14 protein-coding genes are annotated in these 14,155 nt (G+C 32.7%); 9 read left to right on the top strand and 5 right to left on the bottom strand.

Annotated elements, in window-relative coordinates; all coding sequences use genetic code 11:
- Positions 1-15 precede the first annotated feature (15 nt).
- Positions 16-3,189, top strand: coding sequence for an efflux RND transporter permease subunit (locus HMPREF2953_RS01180; protein ID WP_070671383.1), 3,174 nt, complete (start codon positions 16-18; stop codon positions 3,187-3,189).
- Between the two features lie 67 nt (positions 3,190-3,256).
- Here the strand turns inward: HMPREF2953_RS01180 and mspA are convergent, their stop codons facing one another.
- Both mspA and HMPREF2953_RS11205 read right to left on the bottom strand, forming a co-directional pair.
- Positions 3,257-3,574, bottom strand: a complete 318-nt coding sequence (mspA, locus tag HMPREF2953_RS01175) for a membrane stabilizing protein MspA (protein WP_002448383.1) — start codon at positions 3,572-3,574, stop codon at positions 3,257-3,259.
- Between the two features lie 72 nt (positions 3,575-3,646).
- Positions 3,647-3,814, bottom strand: coding sequence for an SE1832 family protein (locus HMPREF2953_RS11205; RefSeq protein ID WP_017174852.1), 168 nt, complete (start codon positions 3,812-3,814; stop codon positions 3,647-3,649).
- Positions 3,815-3,946: 132 nt separating this feature from the next.
- On the opposite strand from HMPREF2953_RS11205, the gene HMPREF2953_RS01170 reads away from it, so the two are divergent.
- Entirely contained in the window at positions 3,947-4,855 is a 909-nt protein-coding gene (locus HMPREF2953_RS01170; RefSeq protein ID WP_017174851.1) for an AEC family transporter, read from the top strand.
- Between the two features lie 70 nt (positions 4,856-4,925).
- Here HMPREF2953_RS01170 and HMPREF2953_RS01165 read toward each other — a convergent pair whose 3' ends face one another.
- Positions 4,926-5,717, bottom strand: a complete 792-nt coding sequence (locus tag HMPREF2953_RS01165; RefSeq protein WP_049334561.1) for a glucose 1-dehydrogenase — start codon at positions 5,715-5,717, stop codon at positions 4,926-4,928.
- Between the two features lie 21 nt (positions 5,718-5,738).
- Positions 5,739-6,602 (bottom strand): GRP family sugar transporter, encoded by an 864-nt coding sequence (locus tag HMPREF2953_RS01160; RefSeq protein WP_049334560.1) that lies wholly within the window; start codon positions 6,600-6,602, stop codon positions 5,739-5,741.
- 287 nt (positions 6,603-6,889) lie between these two features.
- On the opposite strand from HMPREF2953_RS01160, the gene HMPREF2953_RS01155 reads away from it, so the two are divergent.
- Complete coding sequence (locus tag HMPREF2953_RS01155) at positions 6,890-9,025, top strand: DNA topoisomerase III (protein WP_070671382.1); 2,136 nt, start codon at positions 6,890-6,892, stop codon at positions 9,023-9,025.
- Between the two features lie 112 nt (positions 9,026-9,137).
- Positions 9,138-10,472, top strand: a complete 1,335-nt coding sequence (locus HMPREF2953_RS01150) for an NCS2 family permease (RefSeq protein ID WP_002448576.1) — start codon at positions 9,138-9,140, stop codon at positions 10,470-10,472.
- Positions 10,473-10,529: 57 nt separating this feature from the next.
- Here the strand turns inward: HMPREF2953_RS01150 and HMPREF2953_RS01145 are convergent, their stop codons facing one another.
- Entirely contained in the window at positions 10,530-10,919 is a 390-nt protein-coding gene (locus tag HMPREF2953_RS01145) for a hypothetical protein (RefSeq protein WP_070671380.1), read from the bottom strand.
- Between the two features lie 384 nt (positions 10,920-11,303).
- On the opposite strand from HMPREF2953_RS01145, the gene rpsJ reads away from it, so the two are divergent.
- The 5 genes from rpsJ to rplB are packed head-to-tail and all read left to right on the top strand — an operon-like array spanning position 11,304 to position 14,098.
- Positions 11,304-11,612 carry a 30S ribosomal protein S10 gene (gene rpsJ, locus HMPREF2953_RS01140; protein WP_001118667.1) on the top strand — a complete coding sequence of 103 codons (309 nt, stop codon included), beginning with the start codon at positions 11,304-11,306 and terminating at the stop codon, positions 11,610-11,612.
- A gap of 27 nt (positions 11,613-11,639) precedes the next feature.
- A complete protein-coding gene (gene rplC, locus HMPREF2953_RS01135; protein WP_002448523.1) occupies positions 11,640-12,302 on the top strand; it encodes a 50S ribosomal protein L3 in 663 nt (220 codons plus the stop codon).
- 27 nt (positions 12,303-12,329) lie between these two features.
- Entirely contained in the window at positions 12,330-12,953 is a 624-nt protein-coding gene (rplD, locus tag HMPREF2953_RS01130) for a 50S ribosomal protein L4 (RefSeq protein ID WP_070671378.1), read from the top strand.
- Positions 12,953-13,228: a 50S ribosomal protein L23 gene (gene rplW, locus HMPREF2953_RS01125; protein WP_002448403.1), complete on the top strand. Its 276-nt coding sequence runs from the start codon at positions 12,953-12,955 to the stop codon at positions 13,226-13,228. Before rplD ends, rplW begins: the two co-directional genes overlap by 1 nt.
- A gap of 36 nt (positions 13,229-13,264) precedes the next feature.
- On the top strand, positions 13,265-14,098 hold the full coding sequence (rplB, locus tag HMPREF2953_RS01120) for a 50S ribosomal protein L2 (protein WP_049334557.1): 834 nt from the start codon (positions 13,265-13,267) through the stop codon (positions 14,096-14,098).
- Positions 14,099-14,155: the final 57 nt, after the last annotated feature.

Raw genomic sequence — 14,155 nt, 5'->3', positions numbered from 1 at the left:
AGGAGAAATAACTAAATGATTAAAAAGATGCTTCAATTTTCATTAGGTAATAAGTTTGCTATTTTCTTAATGGTTCTTTTAGTTATTATAGGTGGCATATATTCAAGTGCTAAACTTAAATTAGAATTATTACCTGATGTTGAAAACCCAATTATTTCTGTCCAAACGACGATGCCAGGAGCTACACCTCAAACGACACAAGGTGAAATTAGCTCGAAAATTGATAAACAAGTCAGATCACTCGCTTATGTAAAAAGTGTAGAAACACAATCGATATCTAATGCTTCAATTGTGAAAGTTGAATATAACAACGGAACTGACATGGATAAAGCTGAAGAAGTACTGAAAAAAGAAATAGACAAAATCGATTTTAAGGATGGAGTAAGTGAACCAGAATTAATACGTAATTCCATCGATGCCTTTCCTATCGTAGCTTACTCATTTACAAATGAAAGTAATGACTTAAGAACTACTACAAAGGAAATTAATGAACAATTAATACCTAAACTTCAAACTGTTGATGGTGTTCAAAGTGCACAACTGAATGGACAAACTACACGTCAAGTTACTTTAAAATTTAAACAAAAGGAATTGGATAAAGTAAGGTTATCTGCGGATGATGTTGAAAATTACATTAAGACAGCGACAAGAGAAACACCACTCGGTTTATTCCAATTTGGAAATAATGAAAAATCCCTTGTTGTGGATGGTCAATTTAAATCAGTCAGTGCATTAAAAGATTTAAAAATCCCGCTTTCTATAGCAGGCCAAGGACAATCAAGTGATTCTAACGATAATAGTATTAGTAGTACTGGCCAAGAGGGTAGTCAATCATCTAGTTCAAGTCAATCGCAAGCGAATAGCTCTTTAAAAGGAACAAGTGGTCAAATGCCAAGCGTGCCACTTAGAGATTTAGCTAAAATCACTGTGGGCGATGAACGAGATTCTATTTCAAAAACAAATGGTAAAGACGCAGTTAACGTACAAGTAATGAAAGCACAAGATGCAAATACAGTTCAAGTGGCTAGAGCAACGCAAAAGAAAATAGATGAGTTTGTTAAAAATAATAGTGATATCAAAGCCACAAAGACAATGGACACAGCTAAACCAATTGAAGATTCACTATATACTATGATTGAAAAAGCGGCATTAGGTACCATCGTCGCAATTATTGTTATTTTATTATTCTTAAGAAATATTAAAACAACAGCGATATCTATCGTTTCAATTCCGTTATCTATTTTGATTGCACTTATTGCACTGAAATTAAGTAATGTATCACTTAATATTTTAACTTTAGGTGCATTGACTATTGCGATTGGTCGAGTCATAGATGATTCTATTGTTGTAGTAGAAAATATCTATCGACGATTATCAGATCCAGGTGAACAATTAAAAGGGGACAATTTAGTTATTAATGCAACGAGAGAAGTATTTAAACCTATTTTATCTTCTACGATTGTTACAATTATAGTTTTCTTACCGCTAGCTTTTGTTTCAGGCTCAGTAGGTGAAATGTTCCGACCATTTGCGTTAGCTATCACATTTAGTTTACTAGCTTCGCTTCTTGTTTCTATTACTGTTGTGCCAGCCCTTGCCTCAACGTTCTTTAAAAATGGAATAAAAATAAATAGCAATGTTAATGAAGAAAATAAATTAGGGGGGATGAGTAAGGGATATAAACGAGTACTTGGTTGGTCACTTAATCATAAATGGCTTGTTCTTATTATTAGTATTGTTATATTAATTGCGAGTATAGGAATTGGTGCAGCTAAATTAGGAACAAGTTATATTTCTACAGGGGAAGATAAGTTTTTAGCGTTAACTTATACGCCTAAACCAGGAGAAACTGAAGAAGCAGTACTTAAACATGCTGAAAAAGCTCAAAAATACCTTCAAAGTAAAGATAAAGTTAAAACAGTTCAATTTTCTGTAGGTGGACCTTCTCCAGCGGATCCAACGGGAAGCACGAATAGCATGGCTATTATGGTGGAATATGATTCGGATACGCCTCACTTTGAGGAAGAACCAGATAAAGTGGTTACATATCTTTCTAAAATGAAAGGCCCAGGTGAATGGAAAAATCTAGACTTAGGTACAGGAGCTGGAAACAATTCAGTGGACGTAACTGTTAAAGGACCTTCTACTGATGCAATTAGAAGTACAGTAACTAAAGTTGAAAGTAAAATGAAATCCATTAAAGGTGTAGCAGATGTCAATTCAGATTTATCACAGACCTATGATCAATATGAAATCAAAGTAGATCAAAATAAAGCAACAGATAAAGGTATTTCAGCTGCACAATTAGCATTGAATTTAAATGAAAACTTACCAGAAAAAACAATTACAACTGTTAAAGAAAATGGTAATAATATAGATGTAAAAGTAAAACAGAATAAACAAACAAATTGGTCTCAAAATAAACTAGAAAACATTGACTTACATGCACCAAGTGGAGAAACTGTTAAATTAAAAGATATCGCACGTCTAAACAAAACAACAACACCAAGTAAACTTGTTCAAAAAGATGGCGATTATGCTACAACAGTTTCAGGTAAGATTACCGCTTCTGATGTTGGTGGAACCTCTAGTAAAGTGATGCGTGAAATCAATACAATTGATAAACCTAATAACGTTAAGTTTAATGTTGGCGGTGCAACAGATGATATTAATACAGCAATGAGCCAACTCGCTTTTGCAATGCTTATTGCTATTGTTATTGTGTATCTTGTGTTGGTTATCACATTCAAAGGTGGTTTAGCACCATTTACAATTCTATTCTCATTACCATTTACAGCTATTGGTATAGTATTTGCATTATTGATTACCAGAGAAACCATTTCAGTACCAAGTTTAATTGGTATGTTGATGTTAATTGGTATTGTTGTTACAAATGCAATTGTATTAATTGATAGAGTGATTTCAAATGAACATCAAGGTATGTTAATGAAAGAAGCTTTAATTGAAGCGGGTGGAACTCGAATTAGACCTATTTTGATGACTGCAGTTGCAACAATCGGTGCATTATTACCATTGTTATTTGGGCAAAATAGTTCAATTCTAATTTCTAAAGGAATGGCTGCTACAGTCATAGGTGGATTAGTATCATCAACACTACTAACCTTAATCGTAGTGCCTGTTATCTATGAAATACTCTTTACTTTAAAAAACAAACTTACACGTAAATAAAGATAAATTTAGGATAAGTCAAAAAAAGCAATTGAGACGTATGTACATACGTTCAATTGCTTTTTTATTAATACATAGTAAAAGTTAAAATAATATATATTACAAAAATAATGATAGATATAATATTTAAAATCGAAACACCTTTATGATCGTTTTTAAGTGCTTTAAAAGCTGTAACTTCTACATTTCCTACAAGAAGAAGCAATACAACAAATACCCACCAATTTTCACTAGGAAATTGGATCGTAGTGATAGCTACTACAAATAATAATAATATTCCCATAATAATACGTAAAATATGTACGAACATTGATTTCATTTTAAAAATACTGATATAACTTACAATAAGATACAGTATGGGTAATAAAATTAAGTATATTTTCACTTGATGACATCCTTTCTATTACGACTAATATCATAGCATTCATGAACTTTAATGCCTAGATATATTGAAAAATTATTTCTGACGTAATTTTGAACGTATGTCTGAAATTTCTTTTTCAATTTCTTCTAATTGTTTTACTAAAGGATCAATCTGTTGATTTAGTGATTCTTTTTTCTCTAAATCATTTTGTAAACGAATATAATCGTATTTAAGCTCAGCTAATTGTGATTCTAAGTCCATGTCTAGTCGAACTCCTTATTTATTAATATGATTAGTAATGATTATAGCATGAAACAAGTAACTTCTAAAAATACTGTTAATTGTGTTAGAGTAATTAGTTGTAATGGAATATTAGGGAAGAAGGGATGAATTGTGACTGAGCAATTTATAATCATTATTTTGTTAATTGCATTAGGTTACTTACTTAAACGTATTAACTTTATTAAATCTGCAGATAGTCAAGTATTGTCTACGCTTGTATTGAATGTCACATTACCTTCTTTAGTTATTGTCAATTTAAATAGTGCGAATCTTGATTTATCATTTTCTATTTTACCAATTATGATGCTCATCTATGGCATATTAGCCAAAGTAATTATGGTTGCATTATTTAGAAAATATGATAATCATGTCAAGGGTTCAGTAGGTATGATGGCAGCGTCATTAAACATTGGTTTATTTGCTTATCCACTTGTAGAAACAATTTGGCCTAAAAATGGTATGATTTATTTTGGTATGGCTGATATCGGTGGGGCAATTATTATGTTTGGAGTCACTTACTTTGTAGGTAGTTATTACAGTGAAGGAAGCGATCAATTTAATTTCAAATTTTTAGGAAAAAAGTTAATTTCTTCAGTACCACTCGTTACTTATATTGTAATGTTTATACTTAATATGGCTAATATTCATTTACCAAAAGCTTCAATTGACTTTTTTACAATAATTTCTAAAGCGAACATGCCATTATCAATGATTTTACTTGGAATTATGTTGAGCTTCAGAATTGAAAAACAATTTTTACCAATTGCAGTGAAATATTTAATTGTCCATTACGGACTTGGATGTATTGCTGGTTTATTAGTCCACTTTTTCTTACCAACATCAGATGATATGATTAAAACAACGTTATTAATTACATGGTTACTTCCTGTGGGTGTGGCAATTATTCCATATTCAATTCAATTTAAATATAAAACATTACCGTTAGTGGGAATGGTTACTAATATTTCTATTGTGATAAGTATTATTATTATATATATTTATCAAGCTATCTTTGTATAAAAACTACATATATACATGAAAAAAGCAAGCGATTTTTAATTATCGCTTGCTCTTTTACTTTATAGTATGATTACCCTTTTCCACCCATAAATGCAGGATAGTTCATCATACCACCATCAACATATAATGTTGTTCCATGAACATAGCTAGCTAAATTAGAAGCTAAGAACAATGCACCGTTTGCTACATCTTTTGCATCACCGATTTCTCTAGCTGGAATCATTTCTAATGTTTCGGCACGTGTTTTTGGATCGGAGAATTTTTCTTTTGTATGCTCAGTCACAACGGCACCTGGAGAGATATTATTAATACGAATGCCATATTGGGCATATTCCATTGACATTGTTTCCATCATTAACTTAAGACCGCCTTTACTTGCAGCATAGTTAACGTAATTTGGCCAAGGAATTGTATCATGCACGCTTGAAGTATTAATAATAATACCTTTCTTATCTTCTTTTAAAAATTGTTTTACCGCTTCACGTGAACCAATAAATGCACCTGTTAAGTTAATATCAAGGACTTTTTGCCATTCAGCCATAGACATTTCATGACTTGGAGTGGCTTTTTCAAAACCAGCATTATTAATCATGATATCAACTGTTCCAAATTCTTTAACAGCCGTTTCTACTAATCGTTTCACATCTTCTTCGACTGAAACATCGGCTTGCACCGTAATTGAGTCACCGCCAGATTTTTTGATTGTTTCTTGAAGGGCATCAAGTTCTTCCATATGATTTTCTGATCTATAATTTAAGACTACTTTCGCTTTTTCTTTACCAAAAACTTCCGCCATTGCTTTTCCTATGCCACTGCCAGAGCCAGTAATAACCACAACTTTATTTTCTAATTCAGAAAACATTGTATGACCTCCTCAATATACCTATTTTAAGTTTCCTAATATAATTGCTGCGATGATAATCAACGCAATACCTGACCAAATCCCAATCATTTGGCGTCGATCTTTTTTCTCACCTAATAAGAATATACCACCAAGAGTAGAAACTATAACTAATAATTGTGATAATGAGAAACTTGTTGCTACACCAACTTTAGGTTGAGAATAGAACATAAATAAGTTACCTATTCCCCAAACAATCCCTGGAATAATATTAAGTGCGGTAGACTTAATATTTGTTTCATGTCTCATTGAAAGTAAAAATCCACCAATAGCCATACCAACTGATTGGAAGAATAAGGCATCAGTACCATTTACGCCAAATATATTGCCGATTACTACATAACCTACATAACCTAATGTACCTACCACTAGAATAACCATTGCTTTACTAAAATTAGGATCTTTTGTAGAACGCTCATTTTTTCCTTTTAGTGATGTAAGTGTAATCCCTGTTACTAATAAAACCATTGCAATAAGTCCTAACGTAACTTGTAATCCAGTACTCCATTCACCTAAAAAGATAGCACTAAATAAAGTTGTACCTACTAATTGTAAACCAGTAGAAATAGGCATTGTTTTAGATACGCCGACAAGGTTAACAGATTGTAATTGAGTTCCTTGACCGAATGCCCACATTGCACCAGAAATTAACCCTACAATGATGACAGTAGGGTTATCAAATTGTGCATGACCTGTAAGAAGTAAGATTAGACCAATAACCAGTGTACCTAACGTTGTACCTCTAATTTGATTGTATGGACCTCCTCCTACAAATACATTGATTAATACGAGACTTCCCCAAAATAATGCAGGTAATAAGGCGATTAATATGTTAATAATCTGCATTTATTACTCACTCTCCTTTTCAAAAATAAGTGCTTTCCTTTCCATAACACTTGGTGAATATTTTATATTATTTGTGATTGATATAAAACGCAATTGCTCATTTTTTTATAAAATATAAAAGACTAATATTATAAAAATGTATAGCCTAAGTATTTTAGTAAGCTGAATTTAAATATAGGGGTTTTACTTTAAATTAATAAGATGAGATGGAAAGTAACACTATTGCTATACATGTTACAATATTAAACGTATGAAAATAAAAAGTAAGAATGTGAAAGGAAATTTGAATGAAATCATTAATTCTAGCGGAAAAACCCTCAGTAGCGAGAGATATTGCAGAAGCACTAAATATTAAAGAAAAACATAATGGATATATTGCAAATCAGCGCTATATAGTGACATGGGCTTTAGGTCATTTAGTAACAAATGCTCAACCAGAACATTATGACAAAACATATAAAGAATGGAAATTAGAAGATTTACCTATACTACCTAAGCAAATGCATACTGTGGTCATAGGGAAGACAAGTAAACAATTTAAAATTGTAAAATCTTTAATATTAAATAAAGATGTGAAGGACATTATTATTGCTACAGATGCTGGGCGTGAAGGAGAGCTAGTAGCACGTCTCATCTTAGATAAAGTAAAAAATAAAAAGCCAATTAAACGTTTATGGATTAGTTCGGTGACTAAAAAAGCAATACAACAAGGCTTTAAACATTTAAAAGATGGACGTGAATATAATCACTTGTATCAAGCAGCTCTTGCACGAAGTGAAGCGGACTGGATAGTGGGTATTAATGCTACTAGAGCACTGACAACTAAATATGATGCTCAACTTTCATTAGGAAGGGTACAAACACCAACGATTCAACTGGTTTATCATCGACAACAAGAAATTAATCATTTTAAACCTCAAAAGTATTACACACTTTCTTTAAATGTAAATGACGCTACATTTGATATTCAAACTAATAAAAGATTTACTAATAAAGAAGAAATACAAAAATTATCTGAAAAAATAGAAGGACAATCAGGTCAGATTGAAGATGTTTCAATTAAGCAAAAAAAATCTTACGCAAAACCTTTATATAATTTAACTGATTTACAACAAGCATCTTACCAACGATTTAAAATAGGACCCAAAGAAACTTTGAATATTTTACAGAGTCTTTATGAACGTCATAAATTATTAACATATCCAAGAACAGATTCTAACTACTTATCTAACGATATGACAGATACCATACAAGAACGTCTCCAAGCCTTATTAGCGACTGATTATAAATCACATGCTCGTCAGTTAATGACTAAGTCATTTACAACTAAGATGCATATTTTTAATAATCAAAAAGTGTCAGACCATCATGCGATTATTCCAACTGAAATTAGACCCAACTTTGATACATTAACTAACAGAGAAACAAAAATATATTTAATGGTTGTACAACGATTTTTAGAAACATTAATGGATCCTTATCAGTATGAAGCGACACAGGTTATTTTAAAAGTGGGAGAATATCAATTTAAACATGCCGAAAACGTCACACGTAAATTAGGATTTAAAGCACTTAGTAACAATGATTCTACTTCTAATAAGACTATCACTTTTAGCAAGAATGAAACCTATCATGTACAACAAGTCAAAGTAAGCGAACATGAAACCACACCGCCTGAATATTTCAATGAAGGTAGCTTACTTAAGGCGATGGAAAATCCACAAAATTATATTCAATTGAATGACAAAAAGTATGCTAATACCCTTCATAAGACGGGAGGAATTGGAACAGTAGCGACGCGCGCAGATATTATTGAAAAACTATTCAAGCTTAATGCAATAGAATCAAAAGATGGGAAATTAAAAGTGACATCTAAAGGAAAGCAAATATTAGAGCTTTCTCCTAAAGCGCTGACTTTTCCTTTAATGACTGCGGAATGGGAAGAAAAATTACTTTCTATTGAGAAAGGTAAATATAATGCTAAACAATTTATTAATGAGATGAAAGATTTTACTAAAGAAATTGTTGGGGAAATCAAACATAGTGATCAAAAATATAAACATGATAATTTAACTTCTACTGAATGTCCTAATTGCGGTAAATTTATGATAAAAGTAAAAACGAAAAACGGGCAAATGCTAGTGTGTCAAGATCCTACCTGTCATACTAAAAAGAATATTCAACGTAAAACGAATGCACGTTGTCCTAACTGTAAAAAGAAAATGACATTGTTTGGAAGAGGAAAAGAAGCGGTCTACCGATGTGTATGCGGTCATACTGAAACACAAGCACAAATGAATCAACGATTGAAAAATAAAAATAATGGTAAAGTTTCTAAAAAAGATATGAAAAAATATATGAATAATCACGATGAATTGGATAATAATCCTTTTAAAGATGCATTAAAGAACTTGAAACTTTAAATAAAATCGAACTTATAATGAAATAAATCGATAAAAGTTCGTTTTTAGTATTGTTTTTTTAAGTAAGTAATATTAAACTGTTAAAGTATTTTAAAAAAAGGAGTTTAAAGCTGTGAAAAAATACTTCCAATTCGACGAGTATGGTACTAACTACAAAAGAGAAATCATCGGTGGTATCACAACTTTCTTATCAATGGCTTATATATTAGCCGTGAATCCTCAAGTCTTAAGTTTAGCAGGTGTTAAAGGTATATCTGGGGATATGAAAATGGATCAAGGTGCCATTTTTGTAGCGACAGCATTAGCAGCCTTTGTAGGATCTTTATTCATGGGACTAATTGCAAGATATCCGATTGCGCTTGCCCCAGGGATGGGGTTAAATGCGTTCTTTGCATTTACAGTTGTTTTAACAATGGGAATTCCTTGGCAAATCGGTTTAACAGGTGTGCTGTTTTCAGGTATATTCTTTGCGATATTAACAGCAACTGGATTGAGGGAAATAATTATTAATGCAATACCCTATGAAATGAAAATGGCAGTTTCGGCAGGTATAGGGCTATTTATTACTTTTGTAGGTTTACAAAGTGCAGGTATTATTGTAAAAAATGATTCAACGCTTGTAACATTAGGTCATTTAACTAAACCATCAGTACTTTTAGCTATATTTGGGATTGCTATAACAATCATTTTATATGCTAGAAAGGTTCCAGGTTCAATCTTTATTGGTATGATTATAACTGCAATTGTAGGGATGATTACAGGTCAAATTCATACACCATCAGGCATTGTAGGTAAAATTCCAAGTATTACACCTACATTTGGAGCAGCTTTTGAAGCATTTAAAGATCCAGGCCAATTATTTACAATCCAATTTCTTATTGTTATTTTAACGTTCTTCTTTATTGATTTCTTTGATACTGCAGGTACTTTAGTAGCAGTAGCAACCCAAGCAGGTATAATGAAAGACAATAAGTTACCAAGAGCTGGAAGAGCATTATTTGCAGACTCACTTGCTACAATTGTTGGGGCTATTTTTGGTACAACTACAACAACCTCTTATATTGAATCTACTTCTGGTGTTGCAGTAGGAGCACGTACAGGTTTTGCAAGTATCATAACTGGTTTTTGTTTCTTATTAGCATTATTCTTTAGTCCGCTAATTGAAGTCGTTACAAGTGCAGTAACAACACCAGCGTTAGTTGTAGTTGGTATTTTAATGGCGGCAAACTTTGCTGAAATTAATTGGAAAAAATTTGAAGTAGCAGTACCAGCATTTATTACAATCATTATGATGCCTTTATCATATTCAATTGCTACAGGTATTGCATGTGGGTTTATCTTCTATCCAATAACAATGTTAATTACTAAAAAACATAAAGAAGTTCATCCTATCATGTATGTATTAATGGTATTATTTATTTTATACTTCGTGTTTGTACACGGTTAGACATAAAAAGACACATTTAATTTTTGAATTAAATGTGTCTTTTTAATATTGAAATTATTAATTGTTTTTATCATCTTTGTATTGAGTATAAATAACTTTAGAATCTTTATTTGGAATGTAAGTTGGTGCGTTGAGCACAACAAATATAAAGAATACCATTAAGAAAAAGAGTACCCAATGCGTAAACATACCAATAAAAGGTAGAAAAGCAACAAATGATCCAATTAATCCAATAAATGGGATCATTGCCATTGGCTTAATTGTATTTTGAGAATCTACTAATAGAATGATGCCTAAAATAAGATAAAGTAAAGCATTTAATAACAAAGGTTGCCAACCAAAGCTAAGAATAACTGTGCCTCCTAAAAAAGGAATACCATAGAAAAATTCGCTAGCTATTAAGAAAATACTAATGATTGATAAAGTAAGTTTCACATTTCTTTTCATTTATATAATATTCACCTCCGATAAAGTTCATGAATTTTAAAATAATTAACATTAAAAAAATATAGTTGCAATTTCAAAATTCATTACTCTCTATATCTATTATAAAGGTTTATAGAAAAAAGGGAAAAAATTTACTCAAAATGGTTGAACTACATAAAAATTTTCAGTACAATACTTAAGTATGTGTTAGACGTAAATAAAAAAAGTTAAAGAAAAACCTTGATTTATTAGTGTTTTTCTTGTAACATATTTAATGTTGGACTTGAAGAAAGCGATGAAGCGAAAGGTTACTGACACACCCGGCCGCTTTGCCATGGCGTTGTGTGAGATAGTTTTCGTGGAGAAGTCTATCACTTCAATGTAGACGAACAAGGAGGGAAAATTATGGCAAAACAAAAAATCAGAATCAGATTAAAAGCTTATGATCACCGTGTAATTGATCAATCAGCAGAAAAGATTGTTGAAACTGCTAAACGTTCTGGTGCAGATGTGTCTGGACCAATTCCGTTACCAACAGAAAAATCTGTTTATACAATTATTCGTGCGGTGCACAAGTATAAAGATTCTCGTGAACAATTCGAACAACGTACACATAAACGTTTAATCGACATTGTTAACCCAACACCAAAAACAGTTGATGCTTTAATGGGCTTAAACTTACCATCTGGTGTAGACATCGAAATTAAATTATAATAGATCAATTTAGGAGGTGGACTTTCGATGACCAAAGGAATCTTAGGAAGAAAAATTGGGATGACACAAGTATTTGGAGAAAACGGTGAATTAATCCCTGTTACAGTAGTAGAAGCAAATCAAAACGTAGTATTACAAAAGAAAACTGAAGAAGTTGATGGCTACAATGCTATCCAAGTAGGTTTTGCAGACAAACAAGCATATAAAAAAGATGCTAAATCAAATAAATATGCAAATAAACCAGCTGAAGGTCACGCTAAAAAAGCTGGCGCAGCACCTAAGCGCTTCATTCGTGAATTCAGAAACGTTAATGTTGATGAATACGAAGTAGGTCAAGAAGTCACAGTAGATACTTTTGAAGCTGGAGACATTATTGATGTTACAGGAACTTCAAAAGGTAAAGGTTTCCAAGGTGCAATTAAACGTCATGGTCAAGGTCGTGGACCAATGGCTCACGGTTCTCATTTCCATAGAGCTCCAGGTTCAGTAGGTATGGCTTCAGATGCTTCAAGAGTATTTAAAGGTCAAAAAATGCCTGGACGTATGGGCGGTAATACAGTTACAGTTCAAAACTTAGAAGTTGTTCAAGTTGATACTGATAACAATGTTATTTTAGTAAAAGGTAATGTACCTGGACCTAAAAAAGGTTTTGTAGAAATTAAATCTTCAATTAAAAAAGGTAATAAATAATAAGTAGCGAAAGGAGGAAAAAGCATAATGGCTAATTATGATGTATTAAAAGTAGATGGATCAAAATCTGGTTCAGTTGAATTAAGCGATTCAGTTTTCGCAATCGAACCAAACAACAGTGTTCTTTTCGAAGCAATCAATTTACAACGTGCTTCTTTACGCCAAGGTACACACGCAGTGAAAAATCGTTCAGCTGTTCGTGGTGGTGGACGTAAACCATGGAGACAAAAAGGTACAGGACGTGCACGTCAAGGTACAATCCGTGCTCCACAATGGCGTGGTGGTGGTATCGTTTTCGGACCAACTCCAAGAAGTTATTCATACAAAATGCCTAAGAAAATGCGTCGTTTAGCATTACGTTCTGCATTATCTTTCAAAGTTCAAGAAAACAACTTTACAATCGTTGATACTTTTGGCTTTGATGCACCAAAAACAAAAGAATTCAAAAACGTTTTAAATACACTTGAACAACCTAAAAAAGTGTTAGTAGTAACAGAAGACGAAGATGTAAATGTTGAATTATCTGCACGTAATATTCCTGGCGTTCAAGTAAGTACAGCTCAAGGATTAAACGTATTAGATATCACTAGCGCTGACAGTGTAATCATTACTGAATCAGCTGCGAAAAAAGTTGAGGAGGTGCTCGGATAATGGAAGCTAGAGATGTTCTTAAGCGCCCCGTAATCACTGAAAAATCTTCTGAAGCAATGGCTGAAGATAAATATACTTTTGATGTAGATACTCGTGCTAACAAAACTCAAGTTAAAATTGCAGTTGAAGAAATTTTCGACGTTAAAGTTGAAAGTGTAAATATCATCAACTACAAACCAAAGAAAAAACGTATGGGCCGTTATCAAGGCTATACAAATAAAAGAAGAAAAGCGATTGTAAAACTTAAAGAAGGTTCAATCGACTTATTCAACTAAAATAAAATAATATTACCATTAAGGAGGTAAGCGACAATGGCTCTTAAAAAATATAAGCCAATTACAAATGGTCGTCGTAATATGACTACGTTAGACTTCGCTGAAATCACGAAGACTACACCTGAAAAGTCATTATTACAACCGCTTCCGAAAAAAGCGGGTCGTAACAATCAAGGTAAATTAACAGTTCGTCACCATGGTGGAGGACATAAACGTCAATATCGTGTAATTGACTTCAAACGTAATAAAGACGGAATCACTGCTAAAGTTGATTCAATTCAATATGATCCAAACCGTTCAGCTAACATTGCTTTATTAGTATATGCTGATGGTGAAAAACGTTACATTATTGCACCAAAAGGATTACAAGTAGGCCAAACAGTTGAAAGTGGTGCTGAAGCAGATATCAAAGTTGGTAATGCTTTACCATTACAAAATATTCCAGTTGGTACTGTAATTCATAATATCGAATTAAAACCTGGTAAAGGCGGACAAATTGCTCGTTCAGCAGGTGCAAGTTCACAAGTACTTGGTAAAGAAGGTAAATATGTATTAATCAGATTACGTTCTGGTGAGGTACGTATGATTTTATCTACTTGCCGTGCTACAATCGGTCAAGTTGGTAACTTACAACATGAACTTGTTAACGCTGGTAAAGCTGGTCGTTCAAGATGGCAAGGTATCCGTCCAACAGTTCGTGGTTCTGTAATGAACCCTAACGATCACCCACACGGTGGTGGTGAAGGTCGTGCTCCTATCGGTAGACCATCTCCAATGTCACCATGGGGTAAACCAACGCTTGGTAAGAAAACACGTCGCGGTAAAAAATCATCTGATAAACTTATCGTTCGTGGACGTAAGAGAAAATAATAACAACTTATTTGAGTGTGCGGCTTAACAGCTGCACGCACACAATAAGAAGGGAGG

This window comes from Staphylococcus sp. HMSC072E01 (assembly GCF_001814125.1).
In the GTDB taxonomy this organism is placed as follows: Bacteria; Bacillota; Bacilli; order Staphylococcales; family Staphylococcaceae; genus Staphylococcus; species Staphylococcus hominis.
Note: the sequence above shows the minus strand (reverse complement) of the source record. Positions and strands in the feature narration are given on the sequence as shown.